General features: G+C 72.7%; 13 protein-coding genes. 7 read left to right on the top strand and 6 right to left on the bottom strand.

Annotated features, from left to right (window positions below; genetic code table 11):
• Positions 1 to 189 precede the first annotated feature (189 nt).
• The gene (locus IAI59_RS07350; protein ID WP_207416872.1) at positions 190 to 1,074 is read left to right on the top strand and encodes a hypothetical protein; all 885 of its coding nucleotides are present in this window, start codon (positions 190 to 192) and stop codon (positions 1,072 to 1,074) included.
• A 20-nt stretch (positions 1,075 to 1,094) separates the two neighbouring features.
• Here IAI59_RS07350 and IAI59_RS07345 read toward each other — a convergent pair whose 3' ends face one another.
• Positions 1,095 to 2,516, bottom strand: coding sequence for a PepSY-associated TM helix domain-containing protein (locus tag IAI59_RS07345; protein WP_237180635.1), 1,422 nt, complete (start codon positions 2,514 to 2,516; stop codon positions 1,095 to 1,097).
• A 58-nt stretch (positions 2,517 to 2,574) separates the two neighbouring features.
• A complete protein-coding gene (locus tag IAI59_RS07340; protein WP_207416874.1) occupies positions 2,575 to 2,946 on the bottom strand; it encodes a hypothetical protein in 372 nt (123 codons plus the stop codon).
• A gap of 187 nt (positions 2,947 to 3,133) precedes the next feature.
• Between IAI59_RS07340 and IAI59_RS07335 the strand changes: the two genes are divergently transcribed.
• The 5 genes from IAI59_RS07335 (at position 3,134) to IAI59_RS07315 (ending at position 7,387) form a co-directional block, all read left to right on the top strand.
• Positions 3,134 to 3,778: an SOS response-associated peptidase gene (locus IAI59_RS07335; RefSeq protein WP_207416876.1), complete on the top strand. Its 645-nt coding sequence runs from the start codon at positions 3,134 to 3,136 to the stop codon at positions 3,776 to 3,778.
• A 111-nt stretch (positions 3,779 to 3,889) separates the two neighbouring features.
• Entirely contained in the window at positions 3,890 to 4,237 is a 348-nt protein-coding gene (locus IAI59_RS07330; RefSeq protein ID WP_207416877.1) for a hypothetical protein, read from the top strand.
• 109 nt (positions 4,238 to 4,346) lie between these two features.
• Positions 4,347 to 5,369 (top strand): LLM class flavin-dependent oxidoreductase, encoded by a 1,023-nt coding sequence (locus IAI59_RS07325; protein ID WP_207416878.1) that lies wholly within the window; start codon positions 4,347 to 4,349, stop codon positions 5,367 to 5,369.
• Between the two features lie 299 nt (positions 5,370 to 5,668).
• On the top strand, positions 5,669 to 6,418 hold the full coding sequence (locus IAI59_RS07320; RefSeq protein ID WP_207416879.1) for a response regulator: 750 nt from the start codon (positions 5,669 to 5,671) through the stop codon (positions 6,416 to 6,418).
• Positions 6,419 to 6,514: 96 nt separating this feature from the next.
• Complete coding sequence (locus IAI59_RS07315) at positions 6,515 to 7,387, top strand: isocitrate lyase/PEP mutase family protein (protein WP_237180636.1); 873 nt, start codon at positions 6,515 to 6,517, stop codon at positions 7,385 to 7,387.
• A 22-nt stretch (positions 7,388 to 7,409) separates the two neighbouring features.
• Here the strand turns inward: IAI59_RS07315 and IAI59_RS07310 are convergent, their stop codons facing one another.
• Genes IAI59_RS07310 through IAI59_RS07295 form a run of 4 tightly spaced genes read right to left on the bottom strand, consistent with a single transcriptional unit; the run spans position 7,410 to position 12,071 of the window.
• Positions 7,410 to 8,825 carry an ATP-binding cassette domain-containing protein gene (locus tag IAI59_RS07310; protein WP_207416880.1) on the bottom strand — a complete coding sequence of 472 codons (1,416 nt, stop codon included), beginning with the start codon at positions 8,823 to 8,825 and terminating at the stop codon, positions 7,410 to 7,412.
• On the bottom strand, positions 8,822 to 9,598 hold the full coding sequence (locus IAI59_RS07305; RefSeq protein ID WP_207416881.1) for an ABC transporter permease: 777 nt from the start codon (positions 9,596 to 9,598) through the stop codon (positions 8,822 to 8,824). Before IAI59_RS07305 ends, IAI59_RS07310 begins: the two co-directional genes overlap by 4 nt.
• A complete protein-coding gene (locus tag IAI59_RS07300; RefSeq protein ID WP_207416882.1) occupies positions 9,595 to 10,545 on the bottom strand; it encodes an ABC transporter permease in 951 nt (316 codons plus the stop codon). Before IAI59_RS07300 ends, IAI59_RS07305 begins: the two co-directional genes overlap by 4 nt.
• Entirely contained in the window at positions 10,533 to 12,071 is a 1,539-nt protein-coding gene (locus IAI59_RS07295) for an ABC transporter substrate-binding protein (RefSeq protein ID WP_207416884.1), read from the bottom strand. The genes IAI59_RS07300 and IAI59_RS07295 overlap by 13 nt, the downstream gene beginning before the upstream one ends.
• A gap of 214 nt (positions 12,072 to 12,285) precedes the next feature.
• On the opposite strand from IAI59_RS07295, the gene poxB reads away from it, so the two are divergent.
• Positions 12,286 to 14,010, top strand: a complete 1,725-nt coding sequence (poxB, locus tag IAI59_RS07290) for a ubiquinone-dependent pyruvate dehydrogenase (protein ID WP_207416887.1) — start codon at positions 12,286 to 12,288, stop codon at positions 14,008 to 14,010.

Raw genomic sequence — 14,010 nt, 5'->3', positions numbered from 1 at the left:
GCGCCGGCCGCGTGCAGCGGAGCGACATCGGGCGTTACGGCGCAGAATGGCATGGGCCCTGCGGGCTTCGCTACCCCGCATCAAGCAGTGGGTCGGGGCATGCCAACCCCATGCGCCGGTCCGCAGCCTTGCCGGCGCCGGGGCGTTTGCGTTGTCGTGAACGAAAAGCCGGTGATGGGAAAAGGCGCCATGGCAAGCGGAACCGCCCGGCCAGCCACGTTGCGGCACTTGATCGCCAGCCTGCTGCGCCTTGCCGGCGCGGACGCCGACGATGCCCTGCTGCTGCTGGACGCCGGCCGGCCGCGCAACGCCGCCGGCCTGGCCAGGGCGGCCATCACCCACCTTGTCGGAGCCGTGGCGGCATCCGAGCAGGGTCAGGAAGCTTCGCCTGAGATCAGCAGCATCGATCCAGCCAATCCGCTGCGTGGCGCATTGGCGCGGCTCCACCGCTACGCCCCGCCGCCCGCGATGCGGCAGGGAAGCCGGATCGCCGGGCCACCCGACGCGGAGGGGCTGCGCGAGATCCTGCAAGCCACGCAAACCATGCTCGCGCGGCTGTGCGAGCACTTCGGTGTCGATCCGCAGGGCACCGATGCGGCACGCCACGCGGCGCCCCTGCGGCCCGGGCCGGCCCCGCGGCCGGCGAGGCGCCGCACCGCCCGGGCGGACGGGCCTTCCCCGCGCGCGCGCGACGGCGGCCATCGCCGCCTCGCCGGGTCTTCCCATTCCGGCATCTCCTCCGTGACCCTGTGGCTGCTGGCCGACCGGTGGGGATTGCCGGATGCCGACATGCTGCAGGCCGTCGGTTCCACGAAGGCGCCGGCCAAGGCCGGCGCCCGGCCGCGCTTCAAGCTCACGCCCGGGCAGCGGGAAATCCTTTCCGCGATGCTGTCGCTGGACGAAGCGATGGACGGGCTCGGCCTCGACAAGCGGCGGTGGCTGTCGGCGCCGGCGGCCCCGTTCCAGGGGGCGCGACCCGCGGACATCATCCGCGGGCGGCAGTTGCAGGGCGTCCGCGACGTCACCCGCCACGTCGCGGCCACCGCCCTGCGGCAGTCCCTGGAAAGCTCCTGAGCGGCCGGCGCCTGGCGCGCCTATTCCGCCGGCACCGTGCCCGCCTGTGATCGCCGGGCCAGGTGCCAGCGCAGCATGTCGACCGCCAGAAACGCGGCCAGGCTGAGCCCGGCCATCGGCAGCGCCCACCCGATGGCAGCCGCCGCCAGCGCGACCGATGCGCGGGCGGCCGGCGACAGGCGCAGCCAGCTTTGCGTCAGCGTGCGCGGCAGGGCGCCGGGCGCCGGCCGGTTCTGCCACCAGATGCGGTAGCCATACAGCGTGGCCCCGACCAGGCCGAGCCCCACCGCCGCCATCAGGATCTGGTTCGGCACGCCGAACAGGATGCCCATGTGCATGTCGATGCCCCAGCGGACCAGTTTGGCGACCAGCGGAAAGCTCGCGAAGTCGGCACGGCTCGTCACCCGCAGGGACACGGGGTCGATGGCGACGGTATCCACCTGGGTGGGCCAGGAGCGGTCGTATTCACGCACCAGCCACGCCTGCCCCGGCCGGGGCAGCCGGATCTCGACCATGGGGGAATCGATCCCCGCCGCGCGCGATGCCGCCAGCACCGCGTCCAGGCGGGTGGCCGCATCCGGCGGCGCCTGCGCGGGCATGCCGCCGTGGTGCTGGTGCTCCGCATGCTCGCCCATCGGCGCCGCGACGCCTGGACTGAGAGCCAGCGACACGCCGGGCGTCACCCAGCCCAGCGTTCCGCGCAGGCTGTCGATCCGCCCGCCGGCCCATTGCGACCAGGTCAGCCCGGTGGCCGACAGAAACAACAGGCCGAGCGAGGCGGCGACGCCGATCAGCCCGTGCAGCCGGCGCGTGCGTAGCCTCGCATTGCCCGGGTGCCGGCGCGACAGCCCCCCGGTCCGGCGCCACAGCCACAGCAGCACGCCGCCCAGGGTGGCGATCCAGAGCCAGGATGCGGCCAGCTCGCTGTAGTATCGGCCGAAGTCGCCCAGCAGCAGGTTGCGGTGCAGGTAGTCCAGCGTGGTGCGGAACGGCAGGATGCCGCTGGTGCCATAGACCGTCAGCTCGCCCCGGGTCGCCAGCGTTTCCGGGTCCACGAACACCGCGCGGCTTTCGGATTCGCCGAGCCGGGGGTCGGAAAACATCACCCGCGTGCTCAGCCCCGGCCCGGTGGCCGGACGGATGGCGAACAGCCGGGCATCGGGCCCGGCCTGCCGCTGCGCCGCCTCGGCCTGCGCGGCCAGGCTGCGCGCGGGGCCGGTGCCGCCGGTGCGCAGCTGCGGGCGGTACAGCGCGTCCTCCAGCTGCGGCGTGACGACGTAGAGCACGCCGGTGACCGCGGCCACCAGCAGGAACGGCCCGACAAACAGCCCGACATAGAAGTGCAGACGGGCCACGAAGGCCTTGAATTCGGCGGCGGTGGAAGATGCGGGCGGCAGGGCACGAGGCCGCGCGGGCGCGCGTCCGTTGAACATGGCGGTCATGACTGGGTCTCCAGAAGAAAACGACGGTTCGGCCGAACGGCCGGGTGGGTCGGATGCTTCAGGAAACGGGTGGGGCGCGGGAGCGGCGGGTGGTGGGCGGCGGGCTGAAGCTCAGCTGCCGCACGGCTTCCACCATGGCCACGTCCGGCGCCGCGACGACATGGGGCTGCGGCAGGCGGGGCGGCGGCAGCAGGTCGGCACCGGCCAGCGGGCCCTGGCACGTCAAGCAGCAGCCCATCGGCGCGGGCGATGGCTCCGCCGGCTTGCCGTCCGGCCCCAGCCGCACCTCCCGCAGGCCATCGGGCGAGCAGATGACGGTCAGCTCGCCGGCTGCCGCCGGATGGCTCGCATGCGGCGACGGCCAGCCACCCCACTGCACCAGCAGCAGCAGGGCCAGCAGGCGCAGGATCGGGCGGGCTGATCGCGGCATGGCGTGGGATGCGTATCAACCGGGCCAGGAATTGTCACCCTTCCAAATTGTCCCACTCCTGGCCCTTGGCGGAGGCGGCAGGGAACTTTCCCGGGGCCTCGCTCGTCATATCCCGCCGGCCCGCCGCGCCTTGGCGCGGCGGCCGCAGCCTGCGGCAACGCGATGCCACGCCTCCGGGAACCAGACGATGTGCAACCTCTACGCCATGATCAGCAACCAGCGGACCATGCTGGACCATTTCCGCGCCACGCGGGACCGCACCGGCAACCTCCCCGCCCTGCCGGCGATCTATCCGGATGCCATGGCCCCCGTGGTCCGCCAGGCGGAGGATGGCGGGCGGGAGCTGGCCATGCTGCGCTGGGGCATGCCGGGGCCGGAGCAATATGGCGGCCATCCCGTCACCAACATCCGCAACACCCGCAGCCCGCACTGGCGCCGCTGGCTGGGCCCCGCGCATCGCTGCCTGGTGCCGGTGACCTCCTTTTCCGAATGGGAAGACACCAAGCCCAGAAAGACGCCGGTGTGGTTCGCGCTGGACGAGGCGCGGCCGTTGTTCGCCTTCGCGGGCATCTGGACCAACTGGACCGGCACCCGTGGCCCGAAGTCGAACCCCATCGACGGCGAGCACGAGCTTTATGGCTTTCTGACCTGCGAGCCGAACGAAACGGTGGGTGCGGTCCACCCCAAGGCGATGCCGGTGCTGCTGACGACGCCCGGGGAAATGGACACCTGGCTGGAAGCGCCGTGGGAGATCGCACGGGAGCTGCAGCGGCCGTTGCCGGATGCCGCCATGCGGGTGGTGATGAGGGGCCAGCGGCAGGACCCGGGCTAGACGGCCCCCTGCGGGGCGGGCGGCGGCGCCCTATATAGCAGGGGGCCGCGCGGACACGCCCCTGGCGTGCGGCAGTGCCCGCCGCGCCGTGCCACACCGACAGGACCGACCATGAGCAAGAAGCCCGCCGCCGCCCGGAAGCCCGCCAGGGTCAACCTGCCGAAACAGGCCCTGACGCGCATCGCCGACATCGTGGCCCGCGGCGGCTCGCCCGACCGGGTGGGGCGCGAGGTGCAGGCCATCGTCGCCGCCTGGCGCGACGATGCGGAGCTGGACCAGGGCGAGGTCAACGAGCACGTGGCCGAATGCCGCGACAGCCTGGCCGAGGGCATCGAGGCCGCGCGCCAGCAGATGGACGACGGCGACAGCGCCGACAAGGCCGCCGCCGCGCAGGGCGCCCGGTCGCTGGCCGCATTGGAGGCCGCGCATCATGCCATGAGCGAGGCGAGCCGCAGCTGACGGGATGGCCATCATTGATGCCGGTGATGGAGGGTGGCAGGGCGGCGGCCCTATATGACGGCCAACCAGCCCTCCGGGCCGCCATCTCGAATACGGACCACGCCTCGCCATGAAGAAGATCGGCTTTCTGTCCTTCGGCCATTGGACGCCCTCGCCGCATTCCGCCACCCGCACCGCCGCCGATACCCTCTTGCAGTCCATCGACCTCGCCGTGGCGGCGGAGGAGCTGGGCGCGGACGGCGCCTATGTGCGCGTGCACCACTTCGCCCGCCAGCTCGCCTCGCCCTTTCCGCTGCTCGCCGCCATGGGCGCGAAGACCAGCCGGATCGAGCTCGGCACCGGCGTCATCGACATGCGCTACGAGAACCCGCTCGCCATGGCGGAGAATGCCGGCGCCGCCGACCTGATCGCCGGTGGCCGCCTGCAGCTCGGCCTCAGCCGCGGCTCGCCGGAACAGGTGGTGGACGGCTGGCGGCACTTCGGCTTCGCGCCGGCCGAGGGCGAAAGCGACGCCGACATGGGCCGCCGCCATGCGGAGGTGTTCCTGGAGCTGCTGCGCGGCCAGGGCTTCGCGCGGCCCAATCCGCGCCCGATGTTTCCCAACCCGCCCGGCCTTTTGCGGCTGGAACCGCATTCGGAGGGGCTGCGGGAGCGCATCTGGTGGGGTTCCGGCTCCAACGCCACCGCCGTCTGGGCGGCGCAGCAGGGCATGAACCTGCAAAGCTCCACCCTGAAGGACGACGAAACGGGCGAGCCCTTCCACGTGCAGCAGGCGGCGCAGATCCGCGCCTTCCATGATGCGTGGAAGCTGGCCGGCCACGCCCGCATGCCACGCGTTTCGGTCAGCCGCAGCATCTTCCCGCTGCTGGACGACCGCGACCGCGCGTATTTCGGCCGCGGCGGCAAGGAACAGGACCAGGTGGGCCAGCTGGACGAAAAGACCCGCGCCATTTTCGGGCGAGGCTACACGGCCGAGCCGGACAAGCTGGTGGAGCAGCTGCGGGGCGACGAGGCGATCGCCGCCGCCGACACGCTGCTGCTCACCATTCCCAACCAGCTCGGCGTCGATTACTGCGCCCATGTGATCGAGGGCATCCTGAAGCACGTGGCGCCGGCGCTGGGCTGGCGCTGAGCTCCGGCGCAGGGCGTCCGGCGCCAAGTTCAGCCGCGGCACGTCCACCCCGGCGGTACCGAGCAGCCCCACCCCGGGGCCCTCGGCACGGGCCGCCGGCCGCCCGGCTTGCGGACACGCGCCCGCGCCGCGGCCGGACCGGGTGCCGGCCGACCTCCGGTCAGTCATTGGGATTTCCCGGACAGAGCGGTGTCCGCCACCGCGCGGCGCCAAGCTGCCAGCGTCGCCTTGCCGATGGAGGAGAACGGGCCGGGGCTGGCCATTTCGTGCGGCACCCGCATGGGCATAAGCTGCCCCGCATGAGTGCTTCCGCCCCTGAACTGCTGGCGCCCCGCATCCTGGTGGTGGACGACGAGGCGCAGATCCAGCGCTTCCTCGGCCCCGCGCTGGAGGCCTCGGGCTATCGTCCCATCGCGGCCGTGACGGCGGCGGAAGGGCTGCATCTGGCGGCCACGCGGGCGCCCGCCGCCGTGCTGCTGGACCTCGGCCTGCCGGACATGGACGGGCTGCAGGTGATCCCGCGCCTGCGTGCCTTCACCGCCGCGCCGATCATCATCCTGTCCGCCCGCAACCTGCAGGAAGGCAAGGTGGAGGCGCTGGACGCGGGCGCCGACGACTACGTGGAAAAGCCCTTCGCCCTGGCCGAGCTGCTGGCCCGCCTGCGCGCCGCGCTGCGCCGCGCGCAGGCGGGCGTCGCGGCGCCGGAGCCGGTGTTCCGCCTCGGCCCCCTGTCGCTGGATCTGGTGGGCCGCGGCGCCACGCTGGACGGCGAGCCGCTGCGGCTGACGCCACGCGAATGGGACCTGCTGGCCGCGCTGGCCCGCGCCGGCGCGGGGCGGCTGGTCACGCAGCGCCAGTTGCTGCTGGCGGTCTGGGGCCCGGGCCACGCCGAGGACGCGCAGTACCTGCGTGTCTACGTGGGCCACCTGCGCCAGAAGCTGGGCGACGCCGCGCGGCTGATCCGCACCGAGCCGGGCATCGGCTACCGGCTGGTGCCGCTGGACCAGGAGCCGGCGCGGCCGCCCGGGATCGACCCCCGGGCCGAATGACCGCATCATGGCGGGGCCGCGCCGGATGCCCCGCCGATCCCGGGCTTGCCGCGCGATGCCCATTGCCGAAAACGGCCATCGAGAAAGGTCACGTCCATGAGCCTGTCACCCCCCGATAAGTTCCGTGCCTACCTGGCCGAGCCCGGCTTCGTGCCGATGCCCGCCGTGTGGGACGGGCTGACCGCAAAGCTGACCCTGGAAGCCGGCTTCCGCTGCGCCTTCATGTCCGGCTCCTGCGTCGCGGCGTCCCGCCTGGGCGGCCCCGACCTCGACCTGCTGTCGTTCGGCGAGATGTTTGAAACCTTCAACATGGTGCACGGCGCGGCGCCGGAGCTGCTGGTGCTGGCGGATGCCGACCACGGCTACGGCAACGCCATGAACGTGCAGCGCACCGTGCGCGCCTATGGCCGCGCCGGCGCCGCCGCAGTGCTGATCGAGGACAAGATCACCCCCCGTGCCCTGACCGCCGGCGGCAAGCCCTGCCTGCCGCGCGACGAGGCGCGCATGAAGGTCCGCGCCGCGGTGGAGGCCGCCAGGGACTCGGGCATCATGGTGATGGCACGCACCGACTGCCGCCCCACCGCCGGCTTCGACGAGGCCCTGGCGCGCATCGAGATGTTCGTGGAGGAAGGGGCGGAGATCCTGTTCTTCGACAGCCCCGCCGATGAGGAGGAGATCCGCCGCTCCGTGGCCGCCGCCGCCGGGCGGCCGTGCTTCGCGGTGCTGTCCCCCGGCGCGCCGCGCGCCACGCCGGACCAGAAGCGCGCGGCGGAGCTGGGGCTCAAGATCGGCACCTTTCCGACCGGCATGCTGTCACCCGCCGTGGCGGGGCTGCGCGCGGGGCTGGCCGCCATCAAGGCCGGCGCTTCCGCCGCCGACACCGCCCTGCCCCCGCCGGAGCTGGCCCAGCTGCTGGGCTACGGCGCCTACGAGCAGCAGTCGGTGCGCTTCCGCGTGCAGCAGGGCTGACGGGGCGGCGGCGGCGGCGCGGCTAGGCCGCCGCCATCCCGCTGCCGGCCGGGCGCTCCAGCCGCAGCACGCGCGCGGCCACGCGCTCGGCCAGGGCGGCCTCGTGCGTCACCACCAGCAGGGCGGTGCCGTGCTGCTGCACCGTGTCGCGCAGCAGCGCCATCACCTCCGCCTGGGTCAGCGGATCGAGGCGCGAGGTCGCCTCATCGGCGAACAACAGGGCGGGGCGCAGCAGCAGCGCGCGCAAAAGGCCGAAGCGTTGCAGCTCGCCGCCCGACACTGCGGCGGGGCGGCGCCCCAGCAGCGCGGGGCGCAGCCTGAGGCGCGGCAACAGGGCCGAGGCCGCCTGCGCCGGCAGCGCGTGGCGGCGCCGCAGTTCCTCCAGGCCCGCGCCCAGCGTTTGCGTGGGCGCGAAGCCGGCCAGCGGGTCCTGGTACAGCTTCTGCAGCCCCAGCGGCCCGACAAACGAACCGCGCCGCACCGTGCCGGCATCCGGCCGGTCCAGCCCCAGCAGCAGGTTGCCCAGCGTGGTCTTGCCGCAGCCGCTGGGGCCGGACACCGCCACCACCTCGCCTTCCGCCACCGACAGATCGAGGCCGCCGAACAGCTCGCGGCCGCCGAAGCGCCGCCGCAGCCCCCTCGCCTCCACCACCGGCCGGCCCGGCGCGCGCTGTGGCCAGGGTGCCCAGCGGTCCGGCTCGGCGGCCACCAGCCGCCGCGTGTAGTCATGGCGGGGGCTGTCCAGCAGCGCGGGCAGCGGGCCGCTTTCCACCACCGCGCCTTGCAGCATCACCATCGCCTGGCCGCCCAGCAGCCGGGCCAGGGCCACGTCGTGGGTGATGACCAGCAGCATGCGCCCCGCCTCGGCCTCGGCACGCAGCAGGGCGCCGGCGGTGTCGCGCAGCCCGGCATCCAGGCCCTTGGTCGGCTCGTCGGCGATCAGCAGTTGCGCGCCGGCGGCCTGGGTGGCGGCCAGGGCCACGCGCTGGTTCATGCCGCCCGAAAGCTGAAAGGGATAGCGCCCCCCGGCCCCGCCCAGCCCCAGATGCGCCAGCCGCGCGGCGGCGCGTTCGCGCGCCTCGGCGGCGGGGCGGCGGTGCACCAGCCGGTCCACCTCCGCCACCTGCGGCCCGGCGCGCATGGTCGGGTCCAGCGCCGCCCAGGGTTCCTGCGGCAGCATGGCAACGCGGCGGCCCCACAATGCGCGACGATCCCGCGGCGACAGCGGCAACAGGTCGCGCCCATCCAGCACGATGCGTCCCTCGGCCCGCAATCCGGAAGGCAGCACGCCCATCACGGCCTGCGCCAGCAGCGACTTGCCGGAGCCGGTCTCGCCCAGCAGCACCAGCGGCTCGCCGGCCCGCAGCGCGAAGCTGGCGCCCGGCAGCAGCGTGCCTTCCGGCCCATGAATACGGAGGTTCTCGACGACCAGACTCATGTGCGCTCCCGCCCCGCCAGCAATTGCAGGCCGAGCACGGTCAGAAAGATCAAGATGGCCGGCAGCGCGAGGGCCAGCGGGGCATCGGCGTAATGGGGCAGCAACTCCGTCATCATGCTGCCCCATTCAGGCACGGGCGGCCGCGATCCGACGCCGATGAAGGCCAGCGCCGCGATGGTGGTCACTGCGGTGCCTGCGGCAAAGGCAAACAGCGTTGCCACCAGCGGCGCGACTTCTGGCCACAGGTGGCGGTGCATGATGTGCCACGCGCCGAAGCCCAGCAGCCGCGCCGCCTCCACCTGCGGCCGCGCCATGACACTGGCCGCCGTGTTGCGGGTGATGCGAAAGAACTCCACCCACAGCGACAATGCGAGACCAAGGTAGAGCGGCAGGAATTCACCCGGCGCGAAGGCCGTGAACAAGACCACCAGCAGCAATGCCGGCAGGGCCTGCACCGCATCCGCCAGCCCACCGAGCAGCCGTGCAGCCCAGCCGCCGCGCAACGCCGCCACCAGGCCAAGCAGGGTGCCCGGCACTGCCGCCGCCAGCGCCGCCAGCAGCGCGAAGCCGAAGGAAGGGCGCGCGCCTGCGGCGAGCCGCGCCAACAGGTCGCGCCCCAGGTGGTCGGTGCCCAGCGGATAAGCGCCACCGGGCGGCAACAGCGCGTCTGACAGGTTTTGCCGCAGCGGATCCGCGCCATGCAAAGGACCCAGCAGCGCAATGGCGAGGACGACCGCGAGCATGCCGCCGCCCAGCAGATGCTTGCCCCTCATGCCCGCACCGCCCGGCGCCGCGGGTCCAGGCCCCAGCAGGCAAGGTCGGTGACGGCGTTCAGGGCCACGAAGAGCAGGCCCATCAGCAATGCCGTGCCCTGCACCATCGGAATGTCGCGCCCCAGCACGGCATGCACCAGCGCGTGGCCGATGCCGGGCCAGGCGAACAGCGATTCCACCACCACCACCCCCTCGATCAGGGTCACCAGCTGCAGGCCGAGATAGGCCACCACGGGAATGGACGCGTTGCGCAGCCCGTGCCGGCGAAAGGCGGCGCCATCGCCCAGCCCCTTCATCCGCGCGAAGCCGAAGAAGGGCGAGGCCACCACCGCCGCCACCGCATCCCGCGTCACGCGGGAGGAGGCGGCGGCGAGGCCCAGCGCCAGCGTCAAGGCCGGCAGCACCACCTCCCGCCAGCCGCCGATGCCCGCCACCGGCAACCAGTCCCATTCCACCGCCAGCCACAGCATCAGCGCGATGCCGACCACGAATGCCGGCACTGCCCGCAGCGCCGCCGCCAGGGCCAGGGCGATGCCATCCCACCAGCCCCCAGCGCGCAGCCCCGCCAGCACCCCGAGCGGCGGCCCCAGAAGGAGCGAGAACAACAATGCCACCACGGACAGCAGCAGCGTGTGGCCGAGCTGCATGCCCAGCAGCGCCAGCACCGGCTCGCCGGACGCCAGTGACACGCCGAGGTCCAGCCGCGCGAGGGAAGCGAACCAGCCGGCCAGCTGCACGAGCCAGGGCCGGTCCAGGCCAAGCTCCTGCCGCACCGCCTCGGCCGCCGCGCCGTCGACCAGGTCGTAGCCGTAGCGGCTGGCGGCGACGCGAAAGGCCATGTCGCCCGGCAGCAGCCGCACCATCAGAAAGCAGGCGGTGCTGACCAGCAGCGCCACCAGCAGTGCCTGGGCTACGCGGCCGCCCAGCACGCGGATCAGACTGCCCATCGGGCACCCGCGACGCGAAAGGAAATCTCCAGCGGATCGACGGTGAGCCCCGCCACGCGCCGGGAAACGGCGGTGGCCAGATCGAACCACGCCACCGGGATCACCGGCACCTCCTCCTGCAGGATAGCGGAGGCCCGGCCGCGCAAGGCCGCGCGCTCCGCCGGGTCGGCGGTGCCGCCCAGGGCCTGCAGCGCTGAAACCAGCGGCGGGCTGGACCAGTTCATCGCCCCCCAGTCGCCGCCCTGCGGGCCGAAGTCCTGCAGCATGGTGCCCAAGGGGTCCGGCACCAGCGAGAAGTTGCGGGCCATCAGCGCGGCGTCCAGCGTGCCGTCGCGGTGGCCGGCCGGGATCTCGCCGCTGTTGACCACGGCCACCTGCATGTCGATGCCAGCGTCGCGCAGCTGCGCCTGCATGGCGGTGGCCAGCCCCGGCAGCTCCGGCCGGTCGGAAAAGGTGCGCAGCGTGAAGCGGAACGGCCGGCCGTTCCGCGCCAGCATGCCGTCATCCCCGGATTGCCAGCCGAGCGCCCCCAGCAGGCGGCGGGCTTCCGCCACGTCGCGCCGCAGCGGCGGCAGCCCGGGCACATGCCATTCCGCCATGCTTGGCGGAAACATCTGCGTGGCGGCCGAGCCGGGCGAGCGCAGCAACGCCGCCGCCATGCCCGCGCGGTCCAGCGCCAGGCTGATGGCGCGCCGCGCCCGCACGTCGTTGAACAGCGGCGAGGCACAGTTCAGCTTGATCAGCCGCGTGCGCGGGATGGGCTGCACGCGGATATCGAGGTGCGGGTCGCGGCGCAGCCGTTGCACCGTTTCCGGCGCCAGCTGCGCCACCATCTCGGCCTGCCCGCCTTCCGCCATGGCGGCCCGGGTTTCGCCCCGCCCGGCCGCCAGGTAGCTGGCGCGGCCGAAGGCGGGCGCCGCGCCGTCCCAGAATTCCGAACGTTCGGTTTCCAGCCGCTGCGGCGCCAGCAGCTTCGCCACCTTGAAGGGCCCGCTGCCGATCACGGCACGCACCGCCTCGCCGTCAAAGGAGGCAGGGGCCAGGACCACGGTGCTGTAGTGCGCCAGAAACGCGGTCAGCGGCATGAAAGGCCGCTCCATCCGGATCACCACCTCGCCGTGTTCGGCGGCGAGCTGCCGGATCGGGGCATTGCCCAGCACCCCCGCCTGCCGGCGCGCGCGGTCGAGGCAAAAGAGCACCGCCTTGGCCGTCACGGGCGTGCCGTCGTGGAAGCGGGCCCCTTCGCGCAGCCGGAAGCGCCAGGTCAGCCGGTCGCCGGACAGGCTCCAGGAGCGGGCGAGCTGCGGCACGGGCAGCCCGCCGTCATCGGCGCCGCACAGCGTTTCGGCCACCTGCATGCGGGCGAAGACATAGCCGGACCGGGCAGGGTCCAGTCCGTTGATCTCCTGCGAGGTGACCACGCGAAAGGTATCGGCGGCGGGTTGGGCGGCGGCGGGGCGGGCCAGCCAGGGCAGGCTCAGGGTGGCCAGGGCCAGCGTGCGTCGGTGCAGCAAGGTGGAGGTCATGGCGAAGCGTAGTGAATGATATAACATAACATTGCAAGGGGGGAGCTTGGCCGGGCTGAAGCCGCGTCGGCGAGCCGCGCCTGCCCTCCGCGCCAAAAATATCCGGCCCCGGCTGGAAATTTGCCGCGCCCCGCCCGTTTGCTCCCGCAGACCCCAGGACGGCGGCGCGGCGCGATGCCCGGCCGTCGTGCCTTGTTCGAAAGGACCTCCCCCCATGGCGCAATCCGTCGCGGACCTGATCGTCGCCACCCTGTCCCAGGCCGGCGTGCGCCGCATCTGGGGCGTCACCGGCGACAGCCTGAACGCCATGAACGACAGCCTGCTGCGTTTTCCCGAAGTGGGCTGGATGCATGTGCGGCACGAGGAGGTCGCCGCCTTCGCGGCGGGGGCCGAGGCGGCGGCGACCGGGCAGCTCGCGGTTTGCGCCGGCAGCTGCGGCCCGGGCAACCTGCACCTGATCAACGGACTGTTCGACTGCCAGCGCAACCATGTGCCGGTGCTGGCCATCGCGGCGCATATCCCGTCCGCCGAGATCGGGCTGAACTACTTCCAGGAAACCCACCCGACCGAGTTGTTCCGCGAATGCAGCCATTTCTGCGAGATGCTGCAAACGCCGGCACAGATGCCGGAGCTGCTGCACCGGGCCATGCGCACCGCCATCGGGCGGCAGGGCGTGGCGGTGATCGTTATTCCCGGCGACGTTGCGTTGCAGGATGCGCCGGACGGCGCTGACGCCTCCTTCCCGCCGCTGGCGCGGCCGCGCCTGCTGCCGGCGGCCGGACAGGTGGAGCAGCTGGCGGAAATCCTGAATGACGCCAAGGCCGTGACGCTGCTGTGCGGCGCCGGCGTGGACGGTGCGCATGCCGAGGTGGTGGCGCTGGCCGACGCTCTGGCCGCGCCCATCGTGCACGCCTATCGCGGCAAGGAGTTCATCGAATGGGACAACCCCTTCGACGTGGGCATGACCGGGCTGATCGGCTTTTCCTCCGGCTACCACGCCATGATGGAATGCGACACGCTGCTGATGCTGGGCACGGACTTTCCGTACCGCAACTTCCTGCCCGACAAGGCGACCATCGTGCAGGTGGACCGCGACCCCGGCGCGCTGGGCCGGCGCACGCCCATCCGCCTCGGCATCCATGCGGACGTCAAGGAGGTGGCGGGACCGCTGCGGGCGCTGATCAAGCCCGACCGCGACCGCCGCTTTCTGGACAAGGCACGCCAGCACTATGCCAAGGCGCGCGACGGCCTGGATGAGCTGGCGGCGCCGCGGGACGGCGAAAAGCCGCTGCACCCGCAATACGTCACCCGCGTCGTCGACGAGCTGGCAAACGCCGACACGATCTTCACCGCCGATGTCGGCACGCCCGCGGTGTGGGCGGCGCGCTACCTGACCATGAACGGGCGGCGGCGGTTGATCGGCTCCTTCAACCACGGCTCCATGGCCAACGCCCTGCCGCAGGCCCTGGGGGCGCAGGCCGCCTTTCCCGGCCGCCAGGTGGTGTCCCTGTCCGGCGACGGCGGGCTGACGATGCTGATGGGCGACCTGCTGACAGCGCCGCAGATGGGGCTGCCGGTCAAGCTGATCGTCTTCAACAACGGCACGCTGGGCTTCGTGCAGCTGGAGCAGAAGGCGGCCGGCTACCTGGACACCAACGTGTCGCTGAAGAACCCGGACTTCGCCGCCATCGCGCGCGAGATGGGCTTTCTCGGCATCCGCGTCACGCGGTCGGACGCGTTGCGGGACGCGGTGGCGCAGGCCTTCGCGCATGACGGCCCGGCGCTGGTGGACGTGGTCACCGAAACCACGGAGCTGGTGGTGCCGCCCAAGCTGAAGATGGAACAGGTGAAAGGCTTCAGCCTGTATGCCGCCCGCGCCGTGATGAGCGGGCGTGGCGACGAGGTGCTGCAGCTGGCCAAGGCGAACCTGTTCCGCTGA

It is taken from the genome of Roseomonas haemaphysalidis (assembly GCF_017355405.1).
Taxonomy (GTDB): Bacteria; Pseudomonadota; Alphaproteobacteria; order Acetobacterales; family Acetobacteraceae; genus Pseudoroseomonas; species Pseudoroseomonas haemaphysalidis.
The sequence above is the reverse complement of the archived record's forward strand: the minus strand, read 5'-3'. Positions and strand labels throughout refer to the sequence as shown.

What these genes read in the sequence shown, in the direction of transcription:
- IAI59_RS07350 (WP_207416872.1), top strand. Translation starts at nt 190, where the DNA reads ATGGCAAGCGGAACCGCCCGGCCAGCCACGTTGCGGCACTTGATCGCC.
- IAI59_RS07345 (WP_237180635.1), bottom strand. Translation starts at nt 2,516, where the DNA reads ATGACCGCCATGTTCAACGGACGCGCGCCCGCGCGGCCTCGTGCCCTG.
- IAI59_RS07340 (WP_207416874.1), bottom strand. Translation starts at nt 2,946, where the DNA reads ATGCCGCGATCAGCCCGCCCGATCCTGCGCCTGCTGGCCCTGCTGCTG.
- IAI59_RS07335 (WP_207416876.1), top strand. Translation starts at nt 3,134, where the DNA reads ATGTGCAACCTCTACGCCATGATCAGCAACCAGCGGACCATGCTGGAC.
- IAI59_RS07330 (WP_207416877.1), top strand. Translation starts at nt 3,890, where the DNA reads ATGAGCAAGAAGCCCGCCGCCGCCCGGAAGCCCGCCAGGGTCAACCTG.
- IAI59_RS07325 (WP_207416878.1), top strand. Translation starts at nt 4,347, where the DNA reads ATGAAGAAGATCGGCTTTCTGTCCTTCGGCCATTGGACGCCCTCGCCG.
- IAI59_RS07320 (WP_207416879.1), top strand. Translation starts at nt 5,669, where the DNA reads ATGAGTGCTTCCGCCCCTGAACTGCTGGCGCCCCGCATCCTGGTGGTG.
- IAI59_RS07315 (WP_237180636.1), top strand. Translation starts at nt 6,515, where the DNA reads ATGAGCCTGTCACCCCCCGATAAGTTCCGTGCCTACCTGGCCGAGCCC.
- IAI59_RS07310 (WP_207416880.1), bottom strand. Translation starts at nt 8,825, where the DNA reads ATGAGTCTGGTCGTCGAGAACCTCCGTATTCATGGGCCGGAAGGCACG.
- IAI59_RS07305 (WP_207416881.1), bottom strand. Translation starts at nt 9,598, where the DNA reads ATGAGGGGCAAGCATCTGCTGGGCGGCGGCATGCTCGCGGTCGTCCTC.
- IAI59_RS07300 (WP_207416882.1), bottom strand. Translation starts at nt 10,545, where the DNA reads ATGGGCAGTCTGATCCGCGTGCTGGGCGGCCGCGTAGCCCAGGCACTG.
- IAI59_RS07295 (WP_207416884.1), bottom strand. Translation starts at nt 12,071, where the DNA reads ATGACCTCCACCTTGCTGCACCGACGCACGCTGGCCCTGGCCACCCTG.
- poxB (WP_207416887.1), top strand. Translation starts at nt 12,286, where the DNA reads ATGGCGCAATCCGTCGCGGACCTGATCGTCGCCACCCTGTCCCAGGCC.